Raw genomic sequence first — 12,673 nt, forward strand, 5'->3', positions numbered from 1 at the left:
GATTGGCGGTATTATAGAGGGATTTTGTGAAGTTGATAACTAAAGTTAAAACATTGCTGCTCACAATGTTTTAACTTGTCTTTAATTTAATAAATATTGAGTGTTAAAACTTAAAAGTGTAATCAATATTCAACCGCGTTTCATTTGTCGAATGAAAGGTCATATTGGTAGGCATATCGTTGCGATAGTGAGAAAAACGTGCTCGTACTCCCAAACCTTTTAACTTACCTTCAGGAATTTTATAGCCTAAATCAAATTCCATCGACTCTTCTTTAAAACGCTGATCGCCATATTGCAACAAATCAATGTCTTCACCTTTTGCATAGCGGGTCATAAAGCGCAGACCGTTTAACGAAACATCACCTAGTCGTGCATTTTTAAAGTCATATTCATAACGAATCGAATAGACTTTTTCATCTTTATTTGAATAGTCCGAACTCATAAAATCAAGCACAACCGGACTTTCAGTTCCTGACAAAAATGGTAAACCAGTCGAGCCAAATGACTGCATGTAGCCCAAAGAAACCGTATGGTTTTGATAGTTCAAACCAAATAAGCCACTAATATGTCGGTTATCGACCTCTCCTATTTTTTTACTTCCAGTTTCTTCACTATTAAAAAAACGCACGTCGCTTAAAAAATTAAGTTGATCATTTAAAGGTTGTTTGCCGTTAAAACCTAAAAATTGTTGCTGGTAAATGTCTTTGAGTTCAGCATGGTAAGCCCGTAGACGATAATCCTTTAACTGATAGCTTCCACCTAATGTATAAAAAGAATCAGTAGTTGCCGCTTTGTCAAAACGATGGTTGATATTGTCTGTTCCAACATCGGTATAACGAATTGAGTCGCGCTGACGTACTTCGTCGACATAAAAGCCTTCGAGTTGAAGATTTGGAATTTCATTTGAAACAAAACGGATACCACGGTAAGTCTGAGGGAACAAACGCGCTGGCGATGAAAAAATGGTCGGTAATTGTGGAACTAAGTCCCCCACAAAAAGCTCATTTTTTCTAAATTTAGCCTTTCCTGTAATGCCGATTTTTCCATAATAATCATCACGCGAGTTATCGGTATTCACTGGTAATAAGCCACTACGCGCATAGTCATCAGCACGGCTTCCCATCAGGTTAAAACCTGCCATTGCCAGTACATCAACACCAAACCCAACCGCACCTTCAGTATAACCAGACTGTCCTTTAAAAATTAAACCCTGCGCCCAATCTCTACCTGCTGTATAGGGATATGGATCCTTTTTATAGTCTCGGTCAAAGTAAAAATTACGTAGTGTTAGCTCAGCTTTACTGTCTGCAAGAAATTCGGCATGCACAACTTGACTAAATAATGGGCACAAGCATACCCCCACCCATACTAGTGTCTTTTTCATTTTTTATCTCAACTATTTAATTTTTAATGGATTAAGGTGCTATTTTAAGCGAGTAGTTCTGCTCTTTCTTACTTCGGTAAAAAGCACTACCCAAACTTAAAATCAGGAAAATAGCCAAAATAAACACCACACCGTAATAGGCATACAGCGTTGCGGGTGCTATACCTTTATCCAGGAAGATGCCTGCAACCGTTGGCGATAAAATTGCCCCAATTCGTCCAAAACCAATTGCATAGCCCACGCCGCGACTACGGATTTCAGCATCATAAATTGTTGGAGAAATAGAATATAAACCTGCCACACAGCCATTAATGAGTGTGCCAAGTAATAACCCCACCATGAGTGCAATGCTCACTTGAGATGAGACAGCGACAAATAGGAAAACACATGCCGAGGTTAGTCCTAAAAACAGGCTTAAGGCATAGAAGATTTTCATACGTGATGCCAATAAACCAATAATGGCTGCCCCGAAAATCCCTCCAATACTAATTAAAATACCAGTACTTACGCCTTGCTCTGGTGACATTCCCATTGAAATTAGAATTTTTGGTGTCCAGCTCATGACAAAGTAAAAGCCAAACATCACTAAAAAGAATGCAAACCACAAACAAAGCGTTTGAAATCCAAGTTGTCCAGCAAATAATTTGCCCAGTTCACTGCCATTTTGCGTGCTGATTTTTTCATAACGCGGCATAACTGATAGTTGATTAAGACCCATACGATTTACAGTTGTATTAATTCGTTCTAGTGCCTGTTTTGGTCGCTTCGCGAGTAAGTAATCTAAAGATTCAGGTAATAACCATGCGCTGATCAGCAGCATTGCAATGGTAGTAACCCCACCTGCTAAAAAGATTGAGCGCCAACCTAAATGCTCAATCAATGCCAGTGATAGTACCCCGCCAAGTGTCGCGCCAATTCCATAACCAGTAGACATTAAACTAACAGCAAGACTGCGCCAGCGAGCATTGGCATATTCACTTGCCAATACATTACTACTCGCAAGGATGCCCCCCACCCCAATTCCAGTAATAAACCGAAGTGCAGCTAACATGCCGTGGCTTTGTACAAAAGCACAGCCCAGCATGCTAAGACCTGCAATTACAAGACAAACTAAGATGAGTAAACGGCGACCGATTTTATCGGCTAAAGGCGCGAGAAAAATTGAACCGGCAGCCATTCCAAAAAGGCCAGCACTTAACAACAAGCCAATTTGTGCGCCTGAAAGTGACCATTCTGCTGACACGGATGGAGCAGTAAATGCCATTACCATCACGTCAAAGCCATCAATAATATTGAGACAAATACAGATCAAAATGACGAACCATTGATAGCGGCTCATATTGTTTTGATTGATCTCACTTAGAACGTCTCTTTCCATTTGTGTATCTCCCTTGGATAAGACATACACACGACATTGCTGATATGAGCGATTGGGTGGTTATGCACATCCGTATCCATAATGACCTAGAGGAATATTTGTTTTTTGAGCATCCTGCTCTTTTTCTATACTGAATATTTGGATCCAAAAAATCAACTAAAATTATAAACGGATTATTAAAAAGTATATAAACACATAAATTATATAAGTATAAAATTATTAAAAACATAAAATTAGAATGCTTGAATATTTTTATGGATCCATATTAAAAAATCTATTATGATCGATTCCAGAGCATTTTTTAGCCAAAAAAAGCTCAGTTTATTTCCAGGAAATGCAAGATGCATTTTTAAAACATCAAAGGATTGTTGTTATGAAACTCAAAAGAGTAAGCCAGCTTACATTGGGACTTTTTTTTGCCAGCCAATTGTTTTACACAGCGCAAGCAGCACCTCCAAAAAATCAACAACCACCTAATATCATGATTATTTTGGCCGATGATCTTGGATTTTCAGATATTGGTGCTTATGGTGGGGAAATTAAAACCCCTCATATTGATAGTCTGTTAAAGCAAGGAAAAATGCTTTTTAATTTTCATGCTTCATCAATGTGTTCACCTACTCGTGCACAGCTTATGACAGGTGCAGATAACCATTTGGTGGGTTTAGGTGCCATGTATGAAACTTCAAAAAGACAAGAAAAACTGGTTGGAGCCGATAGCCCGCGTGCACTCCTCAAAATTGATGGCTATTCAGGTCATTTAACGCAAAATGCTTATACACTCGCAGAGATTTTAAAGACAAAAGATTATTACACCTTCATGGTTGGTAAATGGCACTTAGGCTATGCTCCCGAACAAAACCCTAAAGCCCGTGGTTTTGATCAATCTTTTGCTCTGCTCGATGGCTTCGATTTACATTTTAAAGACCAACCAAAAAACTATCCGCGTAACACCCAATACACTGAAAATGGTCAAAAGACCACTTTGCCTGACAACTACTACTCGACCGACTTTTTTACACAAAAAGCTTTTGAATATTTAGACAAAAATAAAGCGCAAAAACCATTTTTTGCCTACCTAGCCTATACCGCTCCACACTGGCCACTACAAGCACCTGCTCATTATAGAGACCTATATAAAGGTAAATATGATCAAGGCTACGATGCAATTCGTAAACAACGCTTTGAAAGACAAAAGAAATTAGGATTAATTCCTGCAAATGCAGAATACCCAGTCGAGCGTGGTAACCAAGCTTTAGGCACCAAAAGCTGGAATGAACTCACCCCACAAGAGCGCAAATACGAAGCGCGTAAAATGGAAGTTTATGCGGGCATGGTTACCCAGTTAGACGACCGCGTGGGTGATGTCATTCAATATCTTAAAAAGCATCAGTTATATGACAATACTTTGATTGTGTTTATGTCAGATAACGGCGCTGAAGGTGGTGATCATAATTTCCCAATGGGTGATGCCGACAATCGCTATGAAAATATAGGTAACGCCAGTTCATATGTTTACATGGGACCACGCTGGGCCGAAGTGAGCAGCACACCATTTACCCACTGGAAGTCAGCAGCTTCAGAAGGCGGAGTACGAGTCCCATTTATTGTTAAATCACCTGTTCAGATTTCTAAACAACATGGAATTAACAATAACTTTGCGACAGTAAGAGACATATTCCCAACTGTAATGGAACTAGCGGGTATTCAAAATAATCAGGTTTATCCAACTTCAAGTACCAAAATTAAACCGTCGGGCTTTAGCCTAATTCCTGCGTTTAAAGATAATACTGCCCGTATTCGTCCTGTTAATTATTATGACTTTAAAGAATTGCATGGCAGCCGCTACGCAAAAACTGACGAATGGAAACTTATTGAAAACTCACCTTCTAAATTTAAAAGCCACGGTTGGGAACTCTACAATTTAAAAACAGATTTTAATGAGCAACATAATGTTTATGCAGAACATCCTGAGATTGTCAAAGTCTTAAATGACAAATATTTAAGATATGCCGATGAAAATGGTGTTGTGGATTTTGAGCAATACAACAAAAAGTAGAGAAAACCAGATGAAACAGATCATAATGCTTTCATCTTTCCTGTTACTTTGTGCATGCCAAAAAACTACACCTCAACTAGAACAGACCACCTTGCCCAACTTAGGCAGCAAAGCTAAATGTAATTCTTATTCAGGCCTTCCTTCGGGATGGCCTAACAATAAAGAAGCAGGCATGGCCAAGCTTCCGCAAGGAAAAATTGTTCTAGGCACCACACAAGGTTATGAAGATGAACGCCCATTAAATTTACAGACAACTTCCGTTCCCGCTTTTTTAATTGATGCAACTGAAGTCACCAATGCCCAATTTCAAGAGTTTGTTAAACAAACGGGTTATGTCACCGATGCAGAGAAGCAAGGCGGCGCAGCTATGTTTGTACAGCCAGATCATCCAGTTGAAGAATTACAGTGGTGGAAATTTGAAAAAGGGGCCAATTGGAAACACCCATGGGGCCCAAACAACCCTAAACAACCAGCACCTCACGAGCCTGTTCGTATGGTGACATGGAATGATGCTTACGCTTATGCAAACTGGCTAGGTCATGACTTACCGACTGAGCTTGAGTGGGAATATGCAGCCAAAGGTTTTCAGCAAAATTCCGATATTGGCCCGACCCACGAAGGCCATATTGTAGCCAACTTCTGGCAAGGTGAATTTCCATACAAAAATGTTCAGGAAGATGGTTTTAAGGATGTTGCCCCTGTTGGCTGTTTTAGTAAAAACCCATTTGGTTTATATGACTTGATTGGCAATGTATGGGAATGGACGCAAACACCCTATACAGGTCCACGAGATCACCATATGGGGGATCCATCGAAATATCGGCAAAGTCACGAACAGATTTTGCAATACACGATTAAAGGTGGATCTTATTTATGTGCAACCAACTATTGCGCGCGTTATCGTGCTGCCGCGAGGCATCCACAGGAACTCGACCTTGCCACCAGCCATGTCGGATTTAGAACAGTAAAACGCTTTTAAACGGATTTAAAAATGAAGCATATTTTTATTTATGGGATTTTCTTCTCAGGGACAACCCTTGCCTGTTGTTTAGCTCATAGTGAAGTAGATGTTAATTTTCAAAATACACTCACACTAAAAACATTCAACTTTGACAGACAATATGAAAATGGTACTAGTCCCGATACTCATAGCTTGAGCCAAGGTCTGATTTATCGTGGTGACTGGTCAACCAAGCTTAATGATGTACAGCTCCACCTCAATCCAAGCATTCAATATGCTTATCGCCTAAGTAGCGACCAACACACCAATGATATGGTCATACCCTTTGACCCTAACACCCAGGAACAAGCACAAGACCAAGTTAAATATGGCTTAGGTGCTGGAGTTGAATATCAAAACTTTCGCATGAATGTAGGTGAAATCACTCCCGATTCACCACTTACGCCACAAGTGGATACACATCAATTACGAGTTAACTATAAAGGCTTGGAATTAAAATATAAGACACCGCAACAAAATTTCGAGCTGGGTTTGATTAACCGTTATTCGCCAAAAAATGAGGAGGACTACCACAAACTAGCCATCTCAAAACATGAGTCTAATGGGCTTTACTTTTTTCAATGGGATGGGAAAACGCCTAGATATCATTGGAAATTTTACAATGGTTACTTAACCGACCTCATCAATCAAAGTTACTTTGCTTTTGATTATCAATGGACAAAGCAGCACACCACAAAATTACGTGTGTTTCGACACGATGATGTCGGCAAATCAAAACTTGGAGAATATGACAATACATCTGTAGGGGCTATGCATTTCATTAAACATGGCAACTTTACAACTGGAATTGGCTACCAAGAAAACTTTGGCAAAGATGGCATTCCCAAACTCGACAATATACCCATCCCGCATATGGTGAACTGGACCTTAGGTGCGTTTACCAAAGCAGATGAAAAGTCTTATCATTTCGTTGCCTCGTATGACTTTAAAGACTACATCAAGGGTCTAAAAGTGACCTATAAATATATTTATGGTGATTCATTTCAGACCATGAATCAAAATGATTTTGAGCAAGAAAGTGACGTGTTGATTCAATACGACCTAAATGCTTGGATTAAAAATCTTAAGTTTCTTTTCTTAAATATTAACTACGACACCAAACATGGCAAAAGTCTGGATGAACAGCGCATGATGCTTCACTACACGGTTAATTTCTAAATCTTTACACTCCCATAATGGCTTAACTGAAGCCATTATGGATCCAAATAAAAACTAATAAAAATTTCACTCTAAAATTCCAAAGAATAGCAAAAGTCTTTAATAGCAATTAAAAATATACAAAAACAACCAAACCTAAAGATCAATATTTTTAAAAAATATACTGCCTATCAATTGACCAATATTTTTATTTATTATAAATTGGATCCAATAAGTGATAAGGAGTCGTCACAATGTTTATTAAAAATGCTTGGTATGTTGCCTGCCGCCCAGAAGAAATCCAAGACAAACCATTAGGTCGCACTATTTGTGGTGAAAAAATTGTTTTTTATCGCGGTAAAGAAAACCAAGTTGCAGCCGTTGAAGATTTTTGTCCCCATCGCGGCGCCCCACTTTCACTTGGCTATGTAGAAGATGGCAACCTTGTCTGTGGTTATCATGGTTTAGTCATGGGTTGTGACGGAAAGACCGTTTCAATGCCAGCTCAACGTGTAAATGGTTTCCCTTGCAACAAAGCATATGCAGTTGTCGAAAAGTTCGGCTTTATTTGGGTATGGCCAGGCGAGAAAGCTTTAGCAGAAGAAGCAAAACTGCCAACTTTAGAATGGGCAGATCATCCTGAATGGAGCTATGGCGGAGGCCTGTTTCACATTCAGTGTGACTATCGCCTGATGGTCGACAACCTGATGGATTTAACCCACGAGACCTATGTTCACTCAAGCAGTATTGGGCAAAAAGAGATTGATGAATCATTGCCTGTCACTAAAGTTGACGGCGACCATGTCATTACCGAACGCTATATGGAAAATGTGATCGCACCTCCATTTTGGCAAATGGCCCTTCGCGGTAATCATTTAGCAGATGATGTACCTGTTGACCGTTGGCAACGTTGCCACTTCTTTGCGCCAAGTAATGTCCACATTGAAGTCGGTGTAGCGCATGCTGGACATGGTGGTTATCACGCACCAAGTGACAAAAAAGTTTCCTCAATTGTGGTTGATTTTATTACACCAGAAACTGAAACCTCACACTGGTATTTCTGGGGAATGGCGCGTAACTTCCAGCCAGATAATGCTGAACTCACCGATCAAATTCGTGAAGGCCAAGGCAAAATCTTTACTGAAGACTTAGAAATGCTGGAGCAACAACAACAAAATATTTTAAAAAATCCACATCGCAAGTTACTCATGCTCAACATCGACGCAGGCGGTGTACAGTCTCGTAAGGTGATTGAGCGACTGCTTGCCGAAGAAAATAAAACACCTCCTGAAACGTCCATACAGAAGTTTCCAAACATTCGGATTATTTAAAGGAGCATGAACATGGACGTTATTATTCAAAAAATTCACCAGCTTACCCCGACCATTCGTGCATTTGAATTGGTCTCGGCAAATGGCACAGCGCTACCGAATTTTGAAGCAGGTGCACATATTGATGTGCATCTTAAAAACGGCCTCACCCGTCAGTATTCACTTTCAAACTGCTGCACTGAAAAACATCGCTATGTCATTGGTGTTTTACATGATGCCAATTCACGCGGTGGTTCACGTTGCATCCACACCGAATATCGTGAAGGCGATCATTTAAAGATTGGTGAACCGCGTAATTTATTTGAAATCCATCCACAAACCAAACAGGCAGTTTTATTTGCTGGTGGTATTGGTATTACCCCTATTTTGTCGATGGTATATCGACTTAAGTCGGCCAATATTCCTTTTGAATTGCACTACTTTGTTCGTAGCCATGAAATGATTGCTTTCTATGGCAACTTAACCGAGCACTTTGGTGCCCAAGTTCATTTTCATATTCAAGACCAACCAGACACTGAATGTAATATGGCAGAAGTTTTGGGCCAAACTTCACCAGATAAACACTTATATGTATGTGGACCTACAGGGTTTATGCAGTTTGTCATGAACTCGGCCGAACAAGCGGGTTGGCATAGCGAACAGTTACATCAAGAACATTTTGTCGCGCAAAAAGCAGATACATCTAACGATGAAGCTTTTACTATTGAAGTTAAAGGTACGGGCCGTCGAATTGAAGTATTACCAGAGCAGACTGCTACTGAGGCATTAATTGCAAATGGTTTTGATATTCCTGTTTCATGTGAACAAGGCATTTGCGGGACCTGTATTACCCGCGTTTTAGAGGGCACGCCAGATCATCGGGATATATTTATGACCGATGAAGAACATGCACTAAATGACCAATTTACGCCCTGCTGTTCTCGTGCAAAAACTAAAAATCTTGTGATTGAGCTTTAATATTTAAGTTCCTTTATTCAAAAATAAAGGAACTTCTTTTAACTTAAGCGCTGAGAACATTTCTTAGCGTTTCACCTAAAATCACCACACTACTGTGTTCACGCATTAAAGTTTCAGCACGTCCTGCCTGACGATGTACCAATGCATCGAAAATTGAACAATGCTGTAAATGCGCATAGTGCAAACGGCGATATTCAGACAACGCTTGGTTCTGGTCATAGGTAATGGCTTGGGCAGACGCCATCGGCAATTGATTGTTTTTCGCTAAGGCTTGGATGAGTGCGACGTTTTGCGCGCCTTCAATAATCGTGTCATGAAAAATGACGTTGAAATGGTGATAACGTTCCAGTTCAGCATCACCAAACTCGTCTGTTTCATTAAATAGTTTTTCAGTTTCTTGAATGCAATGTTGCAGTGTCTTTTTCTGCTCTTCGCTTAAGCCTTGTTCTGCCAAAGTTTTTGCAGCCAACCCTTCCAGCACACCACGCACTTCGAGCGCATCATGAACGAGTTGTTCTGAAATTTCACGAACCGTGTAACCACGAGTTGGGTTTTTAATGAGGAGACCTTCTTGCTCAAGCAAGCGAAAGGCAATACGAACAGGCTGCCTTGAAACACCAAGTAACTCGGCAGTCGGAATTTCGGCAATTCTGGCACCGCCTTCAAGTTCCCCTGAAATAATCATTTTTCTTAGTTTAAGTAAAACTTGTTGTCCTGAAGACATTCGCTGCCACACATCACCAAAAACGTCACTTCGATGCTAGCAAGTTCATTTGTAAAATGAAATAAATTTTCTGTTTGAATCTAACAGCTCAGACATTTATAAGCGTCAACTTAATTGATCGAGATTAAATTAATTTTCTAAAAAAGTACTCAACTTGGTTTACCGTCATATCAAAATTAACTTATTTTTTATTTTTAAATTGATAAAATATAGTCGTAAATTTATTAAATAATATAAATAAAAATATTGATTATTAAGAATAATTTAAAAATTATTCTATAATAAATCTTCAAAACAACCTCTTTAATAAAAAATAAATTTATAATATATTTTAAACTCATTTATTTTAGATGATAGGTATTTAATCACTTTTTATTAAATATTTACTTTCAAATCACTCATTAAAAAGGATGACTTCATTCTCGTTTTAAAATTAATAACACAGCTTTAAAACGATAATTTTAAAAATTATTTATATTTATCAGATTAGAGATTTATCAATGAGAAATTTATTATTTTTTAAAAAATTACCACTTATTATTGCATTAAGTATGGGCTTAATGGCTTGTAATGATAGTGATAATGATCCAAGTGAAACTTCACCTGTTACGACTCCTTCCGCAAGTGTTGCCTTACAAGTATTTGATAATACTACAGGTAGTCAAATTAATAATGCTCAAGTTAGCATAGTAAATAAAACAATATCATTAACTACTGATATAGAAGGTAAAGCACAACTACAAAAAATTGCCGTTGGTCGATCTGTCATTAAAATTAGTAAAACTGGTTATGCAGATCAATTTGTTACTGTCGATTTAGTGGATAAGCAAGAACTCTCAGGTATTATTGTTCAGCTCATTCCTTTAAATTTAGGAGGGTCTGTTTCTGCCATCACTGGTGGAACGGTAAACTTAGCAAACAGTACAGCTCAAGTTGTTATTGCCCCAAATAGTCTAAAACGTGTAGATGGACAGCCTATTCAAGGTAATATAAATGTGAGTTTTGCACTCATTAACACTGCGCAAGAAGTGCGCAATATGCCAGGTGATTTAGCAACTCAAGTGAACAATACAAGAGCGCCGTTGGAAAGTTTTGGAGCCATGATTGTTGATTTGAGAGATAGCACTGGTGCAAAAGTTGAACTGATAGCTAACCAATTGGCTAATATTCGTATTCCTTTAATGGCGAGAGGAATTGCCCCTGCTACCATTCCACTTTATTATTTTGACCCTACTCGTGGTTATTGGCTTCAGGATGGTAACCAAACACTCACCTTACAGACGGATAATAACGGAAATAGTTTCTACGCAGGTAGCTCAAGTACATTAAATGTTGTAAATGCAGATATTCCTTATCAGACCACAAATGTTGCTGGCTGCTTAGCAGATTCAAGTGGAAAACGAATTGCTAATGCTCAAATTTTGCTTGAGGGTAAAGACTACTCTGGCTACACCATTACTAATACCAATAATAATGGTGAGTTCTCAGCCGCAGCAAAACAAAACTCTATTGTATTAATTAATGGTCAGGCAAATAACTTACGCAGTAATACAATTGAACATACTGTATTAGCTTCAAATAGTACTTTAAATGATTGCTTAGTTTTAACAGAGCCAAGCCAAAATATTACGGTTAGGTTGACTTGGGGCCAAAATCCCAATGATATTGACTCGCATATGCTAGCCCCAGATGGCAGTCATGTTTCATACAGTGCCCAAGGAGCATTACTGCAACATCCTTTTATAAATTTAGATGTTGATGATACGACGAGTTATGGCCCTGAAGTGATCACATTAAGTAAATTGATGGTAGGTGATTACCATTATTTTGTTCACAACTAATCGGGTACATCCAATCCGGGTATTTTTGGCTCACCAATAAAAGTTGAATTAAATACAATGAAAGGTACTCAAATTTTTACCCCTACTTCAAATACTGGAGAAAGCCGCTATTGGAGCGCATTTAAAATTAAAGTTGCTGAAAATTGTGATATTACAGTGATCCCAACAAAACAATGGTTAAACTCAGAACCAACGGTCTCTCCATCTGCAATAAAATATTGCTCTAAATAAATTTAGTATTATATACAGCGATTTAAATAATCTTTAGATCGCTGTTCCTTAAACTATTACTATAATTTACTAATTTTTAGAAAATTTTAATCTAAATTATTTAAAATTCTTAAGATTATTGACCATAATATCGAGATTATTACGAATTAAATAAGCCAAGTTAATATCAATGCCTTCCAGCATTTTTTCTTCAACTTTTAAAACCACTTCATTACATTTATTTAGCTTTTCAATACCGCTTTCAGTCAGTGTAATTAAAATACGGCGGCCATGTGTTGGGTCCGGTTTTTTCTCAATCCAACCATTGACCAGTAAATCTTGCAAAATTTTATTGGCAGATTGCGGCTTTATAAAAGAACGCTCAGCAAGCTTGGCATTGGATAAATTACTTTTTGAAGCTAAAACAGAAAGTGCAGTAAATTGCGGCAAGGTAATTTCAAGCTCTTTTAAATGTTCTGTTAAATGTTTACTAATAATTCGGTCAACACGAGCAATCATATAACTTAACTTAGGCTCATCTTCTACTTTTTTTGGAACTAAATTCGAACGTACCATAACCTTTCATTCATCATAAGAAAATCTGTAGTGAAAGTATGAGGTTCTAACCCCA

General features: G+C 38.4%; 11 protein-coding genes. 7 read left to right on the forward strand and 4 right to left on the reverse strand.

The genetic code is table 11. The features are described from left to right. Positions 1-103: 103 nt before the first annotated feature. Positions 104-1,384: an OprD family outer membrane porin gene (locus tag KIP84_RS12840; RefSeq protein WP_213688663.1), complete on the reverse strand. Its 1,281-nt coding sequence runs from the start codon at positions 1,382-1,384 to the stop codon at positions 104-106. 31 nt (positions 1,385-1,415) lie between these two features. After that, positions 1,416-2,762 carry an MFS transporter gene (locus KIP84_RS12845; RefSeq protein ID WP_213688664.1) on the reverse strand — a complete coding sequence of 449 codons (1,347 nt, stop codon included), beginning with the start codon at positions 2,760-2,762 and terminating at the stop codon, positions 1,416-1,418. A 373-nt stretch (positions 2,763-3,135) separates the two neighbouring features. On the opposite strand from KIP84_RS12845, the gene KIP84_RS12850 reads away from it, so the two are divergent. The 5 genes from KIP84_RS12850 (at position 3,136) to KIP84_RS12870 (ending at position 9,267) form a co-directional block, all read left to right on the forward strand. Further along, complete coding sequence (locus KIP84_RS12850) at positions 3,136-4,821, forward strand: arylsulfatase (protein ID WP_213688665.1); 1,686 nt, start codon at positions 3,136-3,138, stop codon at positions 4,819-4,821. Positions 4,822-4,846: 25 nt separating this feature from the next. Next, positions 4,847-5,800, forward strand: a complete 954-nt coding sequence (locus tag KIP84_RS12855; RefSeq protein ID WP_080631214.1) for a formylglycine-generating enzyme family protein — start codon at positions 4,847-4,849, stop codon at positions 5,798-5,800. Between the two features lie 12 nt (positions 5,801-5,812). After that, on the forward strand, positions 5,813-7,000 hold the full coding sequence (locus tag KIP84_RS12860) for an OprD family outer membrane porin (protein WP_213688666.1): 1,188 nt from the start codon (positions 5,813-5,815) through the stop codon (positions 6,998-7,000). Positions 7,001-7,233: 233 nt separating this feature from the next. Continuing rightward, positions 7,234-8,310: an aromatic ring-hydroxylating dioxygenase subunit alpha gene (locus KIP84_RS12865; RefSeq protein ID WP_063098404.1), complete on the forward strand. Its 1,077-nt coding sequence runs from the start codon at positions 7,234-7,236 to the stop codon at positions 8,308-8,310. A 12-nt stretch (positions 8,311-8,322) separates the two neighbouring features. Continuing rightward, positions 8,323-9,267, forward strand: a complete 945-nt coding sequence (locus KIP84_RS12870; protein ID WP_002115351.1) for a PDR/VanB family oxidoreductase — start codon at positions 8,323-8,325, stop codon at positions 9,265-9,267. Positions 9,268-9,310: 43 nt separating this feature from the next. Here KIP84_RS12870 and KIP84_RS12875 read toward each other — a convergent pair whose 3' ends face one another. Continuing rightward, positions 9,311-10,003, reverse strand: coding sequence for a GntR family transcriptional regulator (locus KIP84_RS12875; RefSeq protein ID WP_005802836.1), 693 nt, complete (start codon positions 10,001-10,003; stop codon positions 9,311-9,313). 488 nt (positions 10,004-10,491) lie between these two features. Here KIP84_RS12875 and KIP84_RS12880 point away from each other — a divergent pair, with 488 nt between their 5' ends. Then, positions 10,492-11,832: a carboxypeptidase regulator gene (locus KIP84_RS12880; protein ID WP_228308295.1), complete on the forward strand. Its 1,341-nt coding sequence runs from the start codon at positions 10,492-10,494 to the stop codon at positions 11,830-11,832. A gap of 57 nt (positions 11,833-11,889) precedes the next feature. Then, positions 11,890-12,063, forward strand: a complete 174-nt coding sequence (locus KIP84_RS18860; RefSeq protein ID WP_228308296.1) for a hypothetical protein — start codon at positions 11,890-11,892, stop codon at positions 12,061-12,063. A 96-nt stretch (positions 12,064-12,159) separates the two neighbouring features. Here the strand turns inward: KIP84_RS18860 and KIP84_RS12885 are convergent, their stop codons facing one another. Then, positions 12,160-12,618 (reverse strand): MarR family transcriptional regulator, encoded by a 459-nt coding sequence (locus KIP84_RS12885; RefSeq protein WP_000252459.1) that lies wholly within the window; start codon positions 12,616-12,618, stop codon positions 12,160-12,162. Between the last annotated feature and the right edge of the window lie 55 nt (positions 12,619-12,673).

The organism is Acinetobacter sp. BHS4, assembly GCF_018454425.1.
Lineage (GTDB): Bacteria > Pseudomonadota > Gammaproteobacteria > Pseudomonadales > Moraxellaceae > Acinetobacter > Acinetobacter pittii.

Bases quoted from the DNA above. Each gene is read 5' to 3' on its own strand.
- KIP84_RS12860 (WP_213688666.1), top strand. From the start codon at position 5,813: ATGAAGCATATTTTTATTTATGGGATTTTCTTCTCAGGGACAACCCTT.
- KIP84_RS12840 (WP_213688663.1), bottom strand. From the start codon at position 1,384: ATGAAAAAGACACTAGTATGGGTGGGGGTATGCTTGTGCCCATTATTT.
- KIP84_RS12855 (WP_080631214.1), top strand. From the start codon at position 4,847: ATGCTTTCATCTTTCCTGTTACTTTGTGCATGCCAAAAAACTACACCT.
- KIP84_RS18860 (WP_228308296.1), top strand. From the start codon at position 11,890: ATGAAAGGTACTCAAATTTTTACCCCTACTTCAAATACTGGAGAAAGC.
- KIP84_RS12845 (WP_213688664.1), bottom strand. From the start codon at position 2,762: ATGGAAAGAGACGTTCTAAGTGAGATCAATCAAAACAATATGAGCCGC.
- KIP84_RS12885 (WP_000252459.1), bottom strand. From the start codon at position 12,618: ATGGTACGTTCGAATTTAGTTCCAAAAAAAGTAGAAGATGAGCCTAAG.
- KIP84_RS12850 (WP_213688665.1), top strand. From the start codon at position 3,136: ATGAAACTCAAAAGAGTAAGCCAGCTTACATTGGGACTTTTTTTTGCC.
- KIP84_RS12870 (WP_002115351.1), top strand. From the start codon at position 8,323: ATGGACGTTATTATTCAAAAAATTCACCAGCTTACCCCGACCATTCGT.
- KIP84_RS12880 (WP_228308295.1), top strand. From the start codon at position 10,492: ATGAGAAATTTATTATTTTTTAAAAAATTACCACTTATTATTGCATTA.
- KIP84_RS12865 (WP_063098404.1), top strand. From the start codon at position 7,234: ATGTTTATTAAAAATGCTTGGTATGTTGCCTGCCGCCCAGAAGAAATC.